At 59.4% G+C, this 14,161-nt stretch carries 15 protein-coding genes; 12 read left to right on the plus strand and 3 right to left on the minus strand.

All coding sequences use genetic code 11. The annotated features are described in order from the left end of the window. Positions 1 to 34: 34 nt before the first annotated feature. The 3 genes from GSUB_RS01995 to GSUB_RS02005 all read right to left on the minus strand — a co-directional run bounded on the left by GSUB_RS01995 (position 35) and on the right by GSUB_RS02005 (position 2,250). Complete coding sequence (locus GSUB_RS01995; protein WP_040198965.1) at positions 35 to 964, minus strand: LysR family transcriptional regulator; 930 nt, start codon at positions 962 to 964, stop codon at positions 35 to 37. A 122-nt stretch (positions 965 to 1,086) separates the two neighbouring features. After that, entirely contained in the window at positions 1,087 to 1,497 is a 411-nt protein-coding gene (locus GSUB_RS02000; protein WP_235269871.1) for a DUF4870 domain-containing protein, read from the minus strand. A gap of 3 nt (positions 1,498 to 1,500) precedes the next feature. Then, positions 1,501 to 2,250 (minus strand): phosphatase, encoded by a 750-nt coding sequence (locus GSUB_RS02005; protein ID WP_235269877.1) that lies wholly within the window; start codon positions 2,248 to 2,250, stop codon positions 1,501 to 1,503. Positions 2,251 to 2,456: 206 nt separating this feature from the next. Between GSUB_RS02005 and GSUB_RS02010 the strand changes: the two genes are divergently transcribed. From GSUB_RS02010 to GSUB_RS02065, 12 genes are all read left to right on the plus strand, one after another. Further along, entirely contained in the window at positions 2,457 to 4,979 is a 2,523-nt protein-coding gene (locus GSUB_RS02010; RefSeq protein WP_040198967.1) for a TIGR03960 family B12-binding radical SAM protein, read from the plus strand. A 63-nt stretch (positions 4,980 to 5,042) separates the two neighbouring features. Beyond that, the gene (locus tag GSUB_RS02015) at positions 5,043 to 6,563 is read left to right on the plus strand and encodes an Rne/Rng family ribonuclease (RefSeq protein ID WP_040198968.1); all 1,521 of its coding nucleotides are present in this window, start codon (positions 5,043 to 5,045) and stop codon (positions 6,561 to 6,563) included. A gap of 88 nt (positions 6,564 to 6,651) precedes the next feature. Next, a complete protein-coding gene (rplU, locus tag GSUB_RS02020; RefSeq protein WP_040198969.1) occupies positions 6,652 to 6,960 on the plus strand; it encodes a 50S ribosomal protein L21 in 309 nt (102 codons plus the stop codon). 19 nt (positions 6,961 to 6,979) lie between these two features. Continuing rightward, on the plus strand, positions 6,980 to 7,234 hold the full coding sequence (gene rpmA, locus GSUB_RS02025) for a 50S ribosomal protein L27 (RefSeq protein ID WP_040198970.1): 255 nt from the start codon (positions 6,980 to 6,982) through the stop codon (positions 7,232 to 7,234). An 84-nt stretch (positions 7,235 to 7,318) separates the two neighbouring features. Then, positions 7,319 to 8,350 carry a GTPase ObgE gene (gene obgE / locus GSUB_RS02030; protein ID WP_040198971.1) on the plus strand — a complete coding sequence of 344 codons (1,032 nt, stop codon included), beginning with the start codon at positions 7,319 to 7,321 and terminating at the stop codon, positions 8,348 to 8,350. 68 nt (positions 8,351 to 8,418) lie between these two features. After that, complete coding sequence (gene proB / locus GSUB_RS02035) at positions 8,419 to 9,558, plus strand: glutamate 5-kinase (protein WP_040201944.1); 1,140 nt, start codon at positions 8,419 to 8,421, stop codon at positions 9,556 to 9,558. A gap of 38 nt (positions 9,559 to 9,596) precedes the next feature. Then, positions 9,597 to 10,850 (plus strand): glutamate-5-semialdehyde dehydrogenase, encoded by a 1,254-nt coding sequence (locus tag GSUB_RS02040; protein ID WP_040198972.1) that lies wholly within the window; start codon positions 9,597 to 9,599, stop codon positions 10,848 to 10,850. Positions 10,851 to 10,860: 10 nt separating this feature from the next. Next, entirely contained in the window at positions 10,861 to 11,508 is a 648-nt protein-coding gene (gene nadD, locus GSUB_RS02045) for a nicotinate-nucleotide adenylyltransferase (RefSeq protein ID WP_040198973.1), read from the plus strand. Between the two features lie 11 nt (positions 11,509 to 11,519). Further along, positions 11,520 to 11,906, plus strand: coding sequence for a ribosome silencing factor (gene rsfS / locus GSUB_RS02050; RefSeq protein ID WP_052464387.1), 387 nt, complete (start codon positions 11,520 to 11,522; stop codon positions 11,904 to 11,906). Beyond that, positions 11,903 to 12,379 (plus strand): 23S rRNA (pseudouridine(1915)-N(3))-methyltransferase RlmH, encoded by a 477-nt coding sequence (locus tag GSUB_RS02055; RefSeq protein WP_040198974.1) that lies wholly within the window; start codon positions 11,903 to 11,905, stop codon positions 12,377 to 12,379. The genes rsfS and GSUB_RS02055 overlap by 4 nt, the downstream gene beginning before the upstream one ends. A 30-nt stretch (positions 12,380 to 12,409) precedes the next feature. Next, entirely contained in the window at positions 12,410 to 12,763 is a 354-nt protein-coding gene (locus GSUB_RS02060; protein WP_040198975.1) for a TraR/DksA family transcriptional regulator, read from the plus strand. 39 nt (positions 12,764 to 12,802) lie between these two features. Continuing rightward, the gene (locus tag GSUB_RS02065) at positions 12,803 to 14,161 is read left to right on the plus strand and encodes a lipopolysaccharide assembly protein LapA domain-containing protein (protein ID WP_040198976.1); all 1,359 of its coding nucleotides are present in this window, start codon (positions 12,803 to 12,805) and stop codon (positions 14,159 to 14,161) included.

Here is a 14,161-nt window from a genome sequence, read left to right on the forward strand (position 1 = left end):
GATGGAGTGTCGCTGCGAGCAGGTTGCGGAGCGGTCAGCCCGTCGCTGAATCATCCTCTACGGGCGAAGGAAGGTTGAAGGTATTGAAAATGCAGGAAATAAAAGCTTTGACCGCCGGGTCGTTGCGGCGGTTCCAGTTCACCACCAGGGTGCGGTTGCGTTGGTGGTTGAAGCCGTGAACGTGGTGCTCGCGCAGAATCCCTTCAGCCAGATCCTTCTCCACCAGTGAACGTGAAATGAAAGCAATGCCGGCGCCGGCGCGCACCGCCTCGATGGTCACCACCAGCCCGTCGGTGACGACGGTCTTGCGAAAATCGCGCAGGGAGAGGTGACGCTGGCGCAGGTTGTTCTCCAGCAGAGAGCGGCTGCTGCACCCCTCTTTACGGACATAGAGGGTGTGTTCCCGCAGTTGGCTCAGTTCGCAGCGCCCCTTGGGCAGGTTGAGAGTGTGAGCGCTGACGAAGACCAGTTCATCGTCCGGCAGGGTATAGGTGGCAAACTCTTCGAAATCCATCCGGCCGCAGTGCTCGATAACCGCCAGCTCGATATGCCCTTCGCGCAACTCGACCATGGCCTGTTCGGGAACATGAAACAGCAGCTGGATGTCGGTGATCTCGTAATTGCGCAACATGAAGCGGTTCAATGCCTGGGGGAGTTGAACCGTGCCGAAGGTGGGGGTGCAGCTCACGCGCAGCGGGTGGCCGTGTTCGAGGTTTTCCAGCTCCTCCACCATCTGGTCTTCGAGAGCGAGGATTTCGTGCGCTTTCTCAAGGGCGACTTTTCCTGCATCGGTGAGCAGCAGACGGGTGCTGGTGCGGTTGAACAGCTCGCGCCCGAAATGATCCTCCAGCCATTTGATCCGTTGCGAGACTGCGGACTGGGTAATGTGGAGCTGCTGGGCGGTCTTGGAGAAGCTGCCTGTCTGAGCGACCACCGCCAATGTTCGCAGATAACGTGTTTCCATGAGCGTTCCTATGAGATTTGTTGCTTATAATAGGGAACATCTCATTTTTTACGACGATCTGCAAGAAGAAAAGATTTGCCGGTTTCGCAGCAGGTTCTTCCAAAATCCGACAGCCTCCTGGTTCAGCGGAGAAAACGGATCGTCAGGGGGTAATGGTAGAGTTCCCCATTGCGCGCCTTGATGGTGGCGATGATGATCATCACCAGGGTGAAAATGGACAGGGCGACCAGCAGCACGACGCCAATCCCGATGAGCATCAGCAGCATCGAGGCAAACATGTAGAGCGTGACGCTGATCTGGAAGTTCAGTGCTTCCTTGCCGTGCTGATCGACCTGGGAGATCTGTTTCCCCTTGAACAGCCACAGGACAAGGGGCCCGATAACGTTACCAAAGGGGAAGAGGTAGCCGCACAGCGCACTCAGGTGACAGGCCATGGCCCAGTTGTCGCCGCTGGGGTCGGAAGATCGATAGACGGGGCCCCGGTCAGAATTTTCAGCGCGCATTTCGATATCGATTTCGGGGGATTGTTTCATGGTTCAGGACTCCAGGTTCAGGAAGGCCAGGGTCGTCTCCAGCGTGCGGTTGATAATCTGCTCGGGATCCACGCCTCCTTCGGCAAGCGCCTGTTGGGCCACGCTCAGCTCGCCTACGGTGCTGTGAAAATGAGCGTCGCTGCCCACGGTGACCGGGGTGCCATGCGCTGCACAGAAGTGAGCGAGCTGCCGGCAGTTGTGGTCGCTGCCGATGCGGCTGATGATAAAGGAGGAATTGTTGAATTCCAGGGCGGTGCCGGTTTTGGCGGCGTGTTCGGCCACCGCCTCCAGGTCGAGGGGTACCGAGGGGTTGCCCGGATGGGAGATGATCTTGATTTGCGGCCGGTCCATAATGGCCAGAAGAATCTCCGTGTTCTGCGCGGCATTGCCGACCGGCGAGCAGTCCTCGTGAAAGCCGGCCATCACCACGTCGAGCTTGGGCAGCACATCGTCAGGAAGGTCGATCTCTCCCGCCCCCATGATGTTGGCTTCGGCGCCACGCAGCACGCGGACTCCATAAAGGACTTCGGGGACAAAGCGCAGAGCGTGGAAGTGGTAGGGGTGCGGACCGCCGGGAAGCGCCGGACCATGGTCGGTCAGCGCAATGCCGCGAAGGCCTTTTTCGGCTGCGGCGCGGGCGATTTCATCCACCGTGCTGTAGGCATGGCCGGAAGCAATGGTATGGATATGCAGGTCGGCTTGCAGTTTGAGAGTTGAAACCATAGGTAGAGCATCCTTGTTGATTTGATTCATGCGCGGGAGCGTTCCGCACCAGGGGGACTGACCCGGAACTGAATCGTTATCCCGTTAGAATAGCACATTGCTGCCCCCAGGGCCTACCCTTGTCGCGGTTTGGCGGTGACGCAAGAGTTAAAAGATGTTGAGGGATAGCAGGCAATTGTGCTAAATTTCAAACTTTTCCCACATCAGTTTTTCTCTATCGTCTGGAAATTCATTTCATGGCTTACGAAAATATCCTGCCCCATGTCTCCCGTCCCTCGCGCTATCTCGGGGGAGAGGTGGGAAGCATTATCAAGAACCCGGAACAGGTGGAACTCTCCATCGCCCTGGCCTTCCCCGATGTCTACGAAGTCGGGATGAGCCATCTGGGATATGCCATTCTCTATCATATTCTCAACCAGCACTCCTGGCTCGCTGCGGAGCGGGTCTATGCGCCCTGGCCCGATATGGAGGAGCAGCTGCGGCAGGCCGGTGAACCGCTGCGCAGCCTGGAAACCGAGCGGCCTTTGAGCCGTTTCGATATTATCGGATTCACCCTGCAGTACGAGTTGTCCTATACCAACCTGGTGACCATGCTGGACCTGGCTTCGGTTCCGCGCCGCCGGGATCAGCGCAGCGCCGACCACCCGCTGATTGTGGTGGGCGGCCCCTGTGCCTTCAACCCGGAGCCGTTGGCTGATTTTTTTGACTGCGCGGTGATCGGCGACGGCGAGGAGGCTCTGCCGGAGCTGTGCCGGGCGGTCAGAGCTTCGAAAGAGGCGGGTGAGGACCGTGCCCGCCTGCTGCAGCGCCTGGCGCGCATCGAAGGGGTCTATGTCCCGTCGCTCTATACCGTCTCCTATCGGAAGGACGGCTGTGTGGCCTCCATTATTGCTTCTCCTGGCACTCCGGAGCGTGTGCGGCGCCGTTTTCTGGCGGACCTCAACGCCTCCTCCTTTCCCGTGCGGCCGGTAGTGCCGACCATGAATACGGTGCACGACCGTGTGGCGGTAGAGATCGCGCGCGGCTGCACCCGCGGCTGCCGCTTCTGTCAGGCCGGCTACATCTATCGTCCGGTGCGTGAGCGCGACCCCGCTCGTATTGTGGAGATTATCGAAAAATCCCTGGCCTTCGCCGGACAGGAGGAGGTTTCCCTGCTTTCTCTCTCCAGCGGTGATTACGGCTGTATTGAGCCGCTGCTCAAGAACCTGATGACGCGCTTTGCCGACAGCCAGGTGGCGGTATCGCTGCCGAGCCTGCGGGTGGGGTCTTTGACTCCTGAATTGATGGAGGAGATCCGCAGGGTGCGCAAGACCGGCTTTACTCTGGCGCCTGAAGCCGGCAGCGAACGCCTGCGTCAGGTGATCAACAAGGGGATTGATGCCGAGGATCTGGTTGAGGCAACGGCCACAGCCTTTTCTCTGGGGTGGCGCCTGGTCAAGCTCTACTTCATGCTGGGCCTGCCTACCGAGACCGACGAGGATCTGGAGCAGATTATCGATCTGGCGGTACGGGTCAAGCGCTCCGGGCGGGGCTCGCAGGGCGGTGCAGACGTCAATGTTTCGGTTTCGACCTTTGTGCCCAAGCCCCATACCCCCTTTCAGTGGGAAGCCCAGATCGGGTTGGCCGAGACGCGGCGGCGCCAGAATCTGCTGCGCGATAAGCTGCGGGCAAAAAAGCTGCGCATGAAGTGGCACACCGCCGAAATGTCGTTTCTGGAAGGTGTCTTCGCCCGCGGCGACCGCCGTCTGGGCGCGGTCATCGCCCGTGCCGTCGACCTGGGGTGCCGTTTCGATGGCTGGGACGATCAGTTTGATTTCGCCCGCTGGCAGCAGGCTTTTGCCGATTGCGGCATAGAGCCCGCCTGGTATCTGCGTGAGCGCACAGAAGATGAAGTGCTGCCCTGGGATCATATCGATTGTGGCGTGAGCCGCTCCTTTTTTCTGCAGGAGCGGCGGCGGGCCCTGGGGCTTGAGACGACTCCCGATTGCCGCGGCGGAGTCTGTACCGCCTGCGGAGTCTGTGATTTTCAGCAGGTGTACCCGCGCCTGCACGATGCCGCCGCTCTCGAAGAGGGATCCGCCGGAGCTACTGCCCCGACGGCACCTGCCGGAGAGGAGAATCGCTGCAAGCTGCGCCTGCGTGTTGCCAAAACCGGCAAGGGGCGCTTCGTGGGCCATCTGGAGTTCATGGGTCTGTTTAACCGGGCCGTCCGGCGTGCGGGCCTGCCGGTGCGCTATTCTCAAGGCTTTCACCCCCACCCGCGCATCTCCTACAGCGAGGCTCTGCCCCATGGTATGGAAAGCGAGGCGGAGATCATCGACCTTGATCTGGGTCGGCCGGTGGCGGCCCGGGAGGCGGCGGCCGGGATCAATGCACGCCTGCCCGCCGGGTTCCAAGTGCATGAAGCCGCGCTTCTGGACTGGCGCAATCCGTCACCATCGGCTAGTATTGACTGTACGGTTTATCGGCTGGAGTGCGCGAGCAGCGATGACGGCCAACTGAGTGAGCGGATCTCCTCTTTTCTCACCGCGGACACTGTTCCGGCGACCCGCATGAAAAAGGGGCGCGCGGTGGAGGTGGATCTGCGTCCCGGCGTCAGGTCGGTGCGACTTGAGGCGGGAACGCTTTATCTCGAAATGACCCACGGCAGCCCTCTGCCGGTGGCCGCTCATCTGCTCGAATGCGACGAAGATCGCATTCGCGGGCTGGTGCCGCGCAAAATCGGGGTGGTCCTCAAAGGGACGGGTGACGACATATGAGATTTTCATCTTTTACGGATATTGCGAGACTTTTATATTTTTGCGTGATTGGAAGGAGTTCTTATGACCAAGGAACTGGTCATCAACACCACCTCCCAGGAAACGCGGGTGGCGCTGCTGGAGAACGGCCATATCGCCGAACTCTATATCGAGCGTTCCCGCGAGCGGGGGATTGTGGGAAACATTTACAAGGGTCGGGTGATTCGCGTTTTACCCGGGATGCAGGCGGCTTTTGTCGACATTGGTCTTGAGAAAGCGGCTTTTCTCTATGTCGCTGACGTTTTTGACGAGGTCGAAGCGGTCGAGCAGTTCATCGATGACGGCAACCACGTCTCCCCGCCGGCGAGCGAGGAGGACGATGGGGAAGAGATAAGGGTCCTGCCCCCTATCGAGGATCTGCTGCAGGAAGGGCAGGAGATCCTGGTGCAGGTGGCCAAGGAGCCCATCGGCACCAAGGGTGCGCGTATCACGTCCCATATCTCCCTGCCGGGACGCAACCTGGTGTATATGCCGACCGTCGACCACGTGGGGATTTCCCGCCGCATCGAGTGCGAAGAGGAGAAGGATCGCCTGCGTGAACTGGTCGAGCAGATCCGTCCGGAGGGGTCCGGGTTTATCGTGCGCACCGCCGCGGAAAACAAGAGCTCCGAGGATCTGACTCTCGACATGGAGTTTCTGCTCAATCTCTGGCAGGATATCTGCCGGCGCAAGGACGGCAGCGGCGCCCCTTCTCTCATCCATTCCGAACTCGATGTCATCTGCAAGGTGGTGCGCGACGTGTTGACCGAGGATGTGCGGCGCATCGTGATCGACTCGAAGGAAGAATACGACAAGGTGGTGCGCTTCATCGATACTTTCATGCCCAGGCTGCGCTATTCCATCGAACTCTATACCGATGAAGAGCCTATTTTTGACGCCTTCGGTCTCGAGGTCGAGATTGCGCGGGCCCTGGGGCGCAAGGTGTGGCTTAAAAGCGGCGGCTACATCATCATAGAGCAGACCGAGGCGCTGGTGGCGGTCGATGTCAATACCGGCCGCTACGTCGGCAAGCACAATCTCGAGGATACCATCCTCAAGACCAACCTCGAAGCGGTCAAGGAGATTGCCTTTCAGCTGCGGCTGCGCAACATCGGCGGGTTGATCATCATCGATTTCATCGATATGGAAAAAGAGCCGCACCGTGAAAAGGTCTATGCCGCTCTGCTCGATGCCCTGAAGAACGATAAGAGCAAGACCAATATCCTCAAGATCTCCGAACTCGGGCTGGTGGAGATGACCCGTCAGCGGGTGCGCGAAAGCATCGGACGCACCCTGTGCGAGTCCTGCCCCTACTGCGAGGGCAAGGGGTATATCAAGAGCCGCCCGACGCTGGCTTATGAAATCTTCCGCGAACTGCGGCGGGAACTCAAAGACCTGGAGGAGAGTGCGGTCAATGTGGTGGTGCACCCCGATGTGGCCGCCATTCTCTATGACGAGGAGCGTCTGGGGATCGAAGAGCTGGAATTGCGCTTCGGCAAAAAAATCACGGTGGTCGCCCGGCCGGTGTTTCATCAGGAGCAGTTCGAGATTCTGCCCGGCGCATGAAAATCCTTGACATCGCCCTGACAATGGGATATTTTCCAGCGTTCTGAAAAGTAAATTATCATGACGCTGAGAGCGAGGTGAAAGCACTATGTACGCTGTTGTAAAGACCGGAGGAAAACAGTACAAAGTTTCCGAAGGCGATCTGGTAAAGGTCGAAAAACTCGTGGGTGCGGTGGGTGATGCCATCGAACTTGATGAAGTCCTCATGGTCGGCGGTGAAGAGGTTAAAGTCGGAACACCTCTGCTGCAGGGCGCGAAAGTCAAGGCGCGGATTGTTGAACAGGACAAGGACAAGAAGATCCTGGTGTTCAAATCCAAGCGGCGCCAGGGCTATCGCAAGCTCAACGGGCACCGTCAACCCATTACCCGCCTGAAGATCACGGGCATCGAAGCATAAGATTCAAGGAGGTTGATCCATGGCTCATAAAAAAGGGGTCGGCAGTACCCGTAATGGACGCGACAGCGCAGGTAAACGTCTCGGCGTCAAGCGCTTCGGCGGTGAGCAGGTGACCGCCGGTTCGATTCTGGTGCGCCAGCGCGGCACCACTTTCCACCCGGGAGACAATGTCGGTGTCGGCAAGGACTACACCCTGTTCGCCCTGATTGACGGCGTGGTGAAGTTCGAGCGCAAGGACCGCGATCGTAAGAAGATCAGCGTCCACGCGGCCTGATTCCGTCCCAAAATTCAACAGGAAAGCCCGGTTCCGACACAGGATGCCGGGCTTTTTTTCTTGTAGACAGACTACGGATTACCCATGCACTTTGTCGATGAAGTCAAGATACATGTCAAAGCCGGCGATGGCGGCCGCGGCTGCATGTCGTTCCGCCGCGAAAAATTTATTCCCAAGGGCGGTCCCGACGGCGGTGACGGCGGCAATGGCGGAGACGTCTATTTCGAGGTGGATTCAGGCTGCTCCACCCTCATGGACTTCCGCTACAAAGCTCACTACAAGGCCGGCCGCGGCGGCCATGGCATGGGCAAGAACATGCACGGGCGCGGCGGCGAGGACCTGGTACTCAAGGTGCCGCCCGGCACGCTGGTCTATGATGCGGAAACCGGCGAACGGCTGGCTGACCTGACCGAGCCTGGAGAAAAGCGCCTGCTTCTCAAGGGGGGGCTTGGCGGCCGCGGCAACGCGCGCTTCGCAACCAGCACCAACCGTGCGCCGCGTCATTGTCAGCCCGGCACCCCCGGTGAAGAGCGCACCCTGCGCCTCGAATTGAAGCTGCTGGCCGATGTCGGGTTGGTGGGGCTGCCCAATGCGGGCAAGTCGACGCTGATTTCCGCCGTTTCGGCGGCGCGCCCCAAAATTGCCGACTATCCCTTCACCACCCTGGTGCCCAATCTGGGGGTGGTGCAGTATGGCGGCTTTAAAAGTTTTGTGATGGCCGATATCCCGGGGCTGATCGAGGGCGCTTCCGAGGGGCAGGGGCTGGGGACCCGTTTTCTGCGCCACGTGGAACGCACCGGCTTGATTCTGCACCTCCTGGACCTGCTGCCCTCTGAAGGGGGTGACCCGCTGGAGCATTTCGATCTGATCAATCGCGAACTGGCGCGGCACAGCGATGAACTGGCCGGCAAGAGCCAGATCGTCGTGCTGACCAAGCTCGATGTGACCGAGGTGCGCGAAATGGTGCCGCACTACGCAGAGCTGTTCCGGGAGCGCGGTTTTGAAACTTTCGCTGTTTCGGCGGTAACCGGAGAGGGGGTTGATCGCCTGGTGGCCGCGGTCGGAGCGCGGATTGACGAGCGCAGGACGGCTGAAGAAGGCGCTGCGCAGTCTTGACTCGGAGGAAACGCGCGGCTAAGATGACGCTCCTCTGCGAGACCATCAATTTTCCGGACTCTTCCGCTATGCGCCCACATCTTCTTCGCCGCGTCCGCCGCGTGGTGGTTAAAATCGGCAGTAATGTCATCTCTGATTCCGACGGCCTCCTGCTGCCGCGCATGGAAGCGCTCTGCCGTGATGTCGCCCAGCTGCACAGGCGCGGAATCGAGGTGATTCTGGTCTCCTCGGGGTCCGTTTCGGCAGGCAAGGGGGTGCTCGGCATCACCGGCCGCCCGCAGACCATCCCCCTCAAGCAGGCTGCGGCCGCCATAGGCCAGCCGCGACTGATGCGGGCGTACAAAGAGTATTTCCACGCTGAGCAACTGCAGGTGGCCCAGGTGCTGCTCACGCGGGACGACCTTGCCAATCGGCGGCGCTATCTCAACGCGCGCAACACCTTGCTGACTCTGCTTGACTTCAGCGTCATCCCCATCATCAATGAGAACGATACGGTCGTGGTGGAGGAGATCCGCTTCGGCGACAATGACAACCTTTCCGCCATGGTCACCACTCTTCTCGAGGCCGACCTGCTGGTGATCCTCTCCGACGTGAGCGGACTTTACGATCGGGATCCCCGCACCCACGGCGATGCCTGTCTCATCCCCCTGGTGGAACGTATTGATGAAAAAATCGAGGCCATGGCCGGGGGGGAAGGTTCGGTGCGTGGTACCGGAGGGATGGCGACCAAGATCAGAGCCGCAAAGCGTGCGGCCCTTAACGGCATTGCCAGCCTCATCGTCAGCGGGATGGAGAATTCAATTCTTCAACGGGTGTTTGACGGCGAGGAGCTTGGCACCTATTTTCTGCCAGCACGCGACCGGATGACGGCACGCAAGCATTGGATTGCCTTCACTAAAAAACCGCGCGGCAAGCTGCTGGTCGATGCCGGCGCCCGCCAGGCGCTGGTAGAGGGGGGCAAGAGTCTTCTCCCCTCTGGCGTCAGAAAGGTCGAAGGGCGTTTTGAGCGGGGAGATTCGGTGCGGTTGTGCGATCTGGACGGGGTCGAGTTCGCCAAGGGCGTGATCGGCTACAATCTGAGCGAACTGACGCGGATCATGGGGAAAAAAAGCTCTGAAATCGAAACGATCCTGGGATATAAGTATGGCGATGAGGTGATTCACCGCGACAACCTTGTGATTACCGCCGGGCCCGAAGACGAAGAATGACTCAAGGGAAGAAGCCGGTGCTGGAAGGAGAATGCTCAATGACGCTTGCCCAACAGATGCTGACCCTGGCGCACGAAGCGAAGGAGGCGGCCCGTGTTCTGGCCAATCAGTCTTCGGCCGTCAAGAACGATGTTCTCCGGGCCATGGCCGATGGTCTGGAGCGGGAGATGCCGGCGCTGATCGAGGAGAACGAGAAGGATCTGGCGGCGACCCGCGAACGGGACCTGGCTCCGGCCATGGTGGATCGCCTGGTGCTTGACGAGAAGCGCATTCGCGCCATGGCCGACGGCTTGCGCGAAGTGGCGGCGTTGCCTGATCCGGTGGGCGAGGTGACCCGTATGTGGCGGCGCCCCAACGGGCTGCAGGTGGGGCAGGTGCGCATCCCTCTCGGGGTGATCGGCATCATCTACGAGTCGCGCCCCAATGTGACGGCCGACGCTGCGGGCCTGTGTCTTAAAAGCGGCAACGCCGTGGTGCTGCGTGGCGGATCGGAAGCGATTCACTCCAACACGGCGATCGGTGCCGTGTTGCGCAGGGAGCTGGAACGTTACAATTTACCCGCTGCCGCCGTGCAGGTCGTGACGACCACGGAGCGTGCGGCGGTGCTCGAGCTGCTGAAGCTTGAAGAGGAGATCGACCTGATCATCCCGCGCGGCGGCGAGGGGCTGATCCGCTTCGTCTCGGAGAATTCACGCATTCCCGTGATCAAGCACTACAAGGGTGTCTGTCATACCTATGTCGACGCCGATGCCGACTTCGAGATGGCGGAAAAGATCTGCATCAACGCCAAGGTTCAGCGTCCGGGCGTGTGCAACGCCATGGAAACGCTGCTGATTCACAAGGATATCGCCGAAACCTTCGTACCCCGCATTGCCCAGGCGATGCGCGCCGAGGGCGTGGAAATGCGCGGCTGCCCGATCACCCGCGAGTTCGCCGAGGTGAAAGAGGCGACCGACGAGGACTGGGGGGCGGAGTATCTCGACCTCATCCTCGCGGTGCGTGTGGTTGAGGATATGGACGAGGCGATGGATCATATCGCCCGCTACGGCTCCCTGCACACCGAGGTGATCGTGACGCGCGACTACCGCAACAGCCAGCGCTTTCTGCGCGAGGTCAATTCGAGCGTGGTCATGATCAACGCATCTTCGCGCTTTTCCGACGGGAACCAGTTCGGGCTCGGGGCCGAAATCGGCATTTCCACCACCAAGCTGCATTCCTTCGGCCCCATGGGGCTCGAAGACCTGACCACCCGTAAATTTGTCGTGATGGGTGACGGGCAGGTGCGCGAATAGGAGTGGTTCGATGCGTGTCGGGATTCTGGGGGGGACATTCAACCCGATCCATGTGGCGCATCTGCGCATCGCGGAAGAAGTTCGCGAGGCCTGCGCGCTGGACCAGGTCCTGTTTATTCCGGCAGCCGCCCCGCCGCACAAAAAGGTGAGCGGCCAAACTGCCTTTGATCATCGTCTGGCGATGGTGGAGGCCGCCATCGAGGATAACCCCTGGTTTGCCGCCAGCGATCTCGAAAGTCGGCGCAGCGGCAAGAGTTATTCCGTGCACACCCTGGATATTCTGCGGGCGGAGTACCCTGATAACGAGTATTTTTTTATCATGGGGATGGACTCCTTTCGCGAGATTTCCAGCTGGCGCGAGTACGGCAGGCTGTTCGAGCTCTGTCACATTGTGGTAACGGCGCGTCCCGGCAGTCAGGGCGGCTCACCGCTTGATCTCCTTCCAGTTGCGGACCGCAATGAGTTCTGCTATGATGGCGCCTTCCGCGGACTGGTGCATCGCTCCGGTTTTACAATTGTTTTCGTGGAAGAGACATTTCTTGACATTTCATCGACCCGTATCCGGGATTTGTGTCGGGATCAACGCTCGGTTCGATACCTGGTTCCACCTGCGGTCGAGCAATACATAAGCCATTTTGCCCTTTACCGGGCCTCGTGAGGATTTTGATTTTGCAGTCTGATCAACGGGCGCGTCTATGCGCCGCTTATGCCCTGGAAAAAAAAGCTGAGAATCTGCGTTTGCTGGACGTGCGGGGGCTCTCTTCCCTGACCGACTATCTGTTGATCGTGTCCGGACGCTCCGACCGCCAGGTTGAAGCCATCGCTGAAAGCATCCGGCTCGGCATGAAGAAAGATCATGAGCTTCTGCCGCTGGCGGTGGAAGGATTGAAAGAGGGCAACTGGGTTCTGATCGACTACGGCGATGTCATGATTCATGTTTTTCAGCCTCATGTCCGCGATTTCTACGACCTTGAGGGGTTGTGGCAGGAGGCGCGCGAGGTCGGGCTCGAACCTGAACCGCAGGCGGGAGCGCCCAGGCAGGCCGGGCAGGGGTGAAGATCCGGCTGCTGTGCGTCGGGCGCCTGAGCGAGGCGTATCTGCGCGATGGAGCGGATGAGTTTCTCCAGCGCGTGCGGCGCTACCTGCCGACGGATGTCGTCGAGTTGAAGGAAGAGAAAATCGGCGGGCGCCGCCCCGATATCGCCCGGATTCGCGAGCGGGAAGGGGAGCGGTTGCTGGCAAAGATCTCCGACGGATCTTGCCTGATCGTTCTCGATGAACGGGGGCGAGGCATGACCTCGCCGCAGCTGGCGGGTTTTCTGGAAGAACACATGGTTCATGCCACGCCGGCGCTCGATTTTGTCATCGGCGGCCCCTATGGAGTCAGTGACGCCGTCAGGCAGCGTGCAACCCTCGTGCTTTCATTGTCGAAATTGACCTTGACTCATCAGATGGCGCGCCTGTTTCTGCTTGAGCAGCTTTATCGCGCCATGACCATTGTGCGCAATGAACCCTACCACAACCGCTGAGGGGCTTGCCCCGGCAAGGAGTTTTCGTTTATGAGTCCGGAGGAAATGGAGCAGGCCAGGCAAAACCTGCTCAAAATGCGCCGAGAAATCCTTCGGGAAGTAATGGCGTCGCAGCAGGCCGGCAATGAGCTGGGGCAGGACGGTGTGGGTGATATCGGCGATATCTCCTCGAACACTTATACCCGCGATGTTCTGATGAATCTTAGTGAAGCGCAGCGGCAGAAGATACGTGATATCGACGCCGCTCTTGAACGGATCGAGGAAGGGGAATACGGCGTGTGTCTTCGCTGTGGGGAAGAAATTTCACCTCGCAGACTGGAAGTCCGCCCCTTTTCCCGGTATTGTGTGGAATGTAAGACCGAAGTCGAAAAATTCGGCGAATAGAATCCAATCGAATCGGGGCCACTGCCCGGGGAGAGTTCCATGACTCTGATGACCTTCCTGTTGTTGATCATCTTTTTCCTGTCTTTTTTCATCTACTTTTCCAATCTTAACCCGCAGACGGTGACCATCTATTACCTTGCCGGCGAGTCTTTTTCCGCGTCGGCCGCCTTCATCGTCATCGGTGCGCTTCTCATCGGGTTGTTCCTCGGCTCCATGGCCTATGGCTACGGCATGCTCAGCACCCGCATGCGGGACTGGCGCAAGGACCGTCACTACAAAAAGACGCGCGAGATATCGGCCATGTATCGCGAAGGCGTCGGCCGCCTGCTGTCCGGCGACCTGAAAAAAGCGCGGGTCCTTCTGCAGAAAACTCTCGACAAGGATCCCAAGCGGGTCGATACTCAGATCGCCATGGCGACTCTCTGTCTACAGGAAGGTCAGTCAGAAGAGGCGCTCAAGTGGTTGAACCGTGCACGGGAGCTCGAGCCAAAGAGCCTCGAGGTGCTTTTCAAGCTGGCCGCGACCCTGGAAGAGCTGGGACGCGATGATGAGGCGGAGCAGATTTACAAAGAAATACTCAATATAGACAAGGACAATCGCAAGGCCATCCGCGGTGTACGCGACCTGGCCATGAAAACGGAGCGCTGGCTCGAGGCCCTCGAATTGCAGAAGCGCCTTCTCAAGGCAATGCAGGGAAGCCCGCGCATTGCCGACGAGAAGAAGAAGCTGCTCTACATCAAGTACGAGGTGGCCCATCAGCAGCTCGAAGCCGGCGAGATCGATACCGCCAAGAGCGAGTTCAATGATGTCATCAGCCAGGATCCCGAATTTGTGCCGGCGCGCGTCTCGTTGGGCGATGCCCTTCATCAGCAGGGCAAAATCGAAGAAGCCGCCCGAATCTGGCAGGACGGCTACCGCCGTCTGCACAAGGGGATTTTCCTGGCCCGCCTTGAAGATCTTTACCTGGAAGCGGAAGATCCTGCGACCCTGCTTAATTTTTATCGCAACGCCATGAGTCAGGATGCCAACGACGTGATCCTGCGTCTCTATTATGCGAAGCTGTGCCTGCGTCTGGAAATGGTGGACGAGGCCGGCGAGCAGATCTTTGCCATTGAAAGTTCCGGCAGCGAGCATCCGCTGGTGCATTTTCTGGCCGCAGAAGTTCATCGCCGCCGCAAGCGCACCGACGAAGCGCTGGAAGAGTACCGCATGGCCATGGGCATGGGGGGGCGCATGGAGGTCTCCTATGAATGTGAAGCCTGCGGTGAAATCTTTGGTGAGTGGCTCAGCCGCTGCCGCGAGTGTGGTGCCTGGGGAACCCTGGGACTGAGTGGTCGCAGCGCCCTGGCCAACGTCAAGCCGGTGGAAATGCGCGAGATCTATCACGGAGAACAGTAA

The organism is Geoalkalibacter subterraneus (genome assembly GCF_000827125.1).
Taxonomy (GTDB): Bacteria; Desulfobacterota; Desulfuromonadia; order Desulfuromonadales; family Geoalkalibacteraceae; genus Geoalkalibacter_A; species Geoalkalibacter_A subterraneus.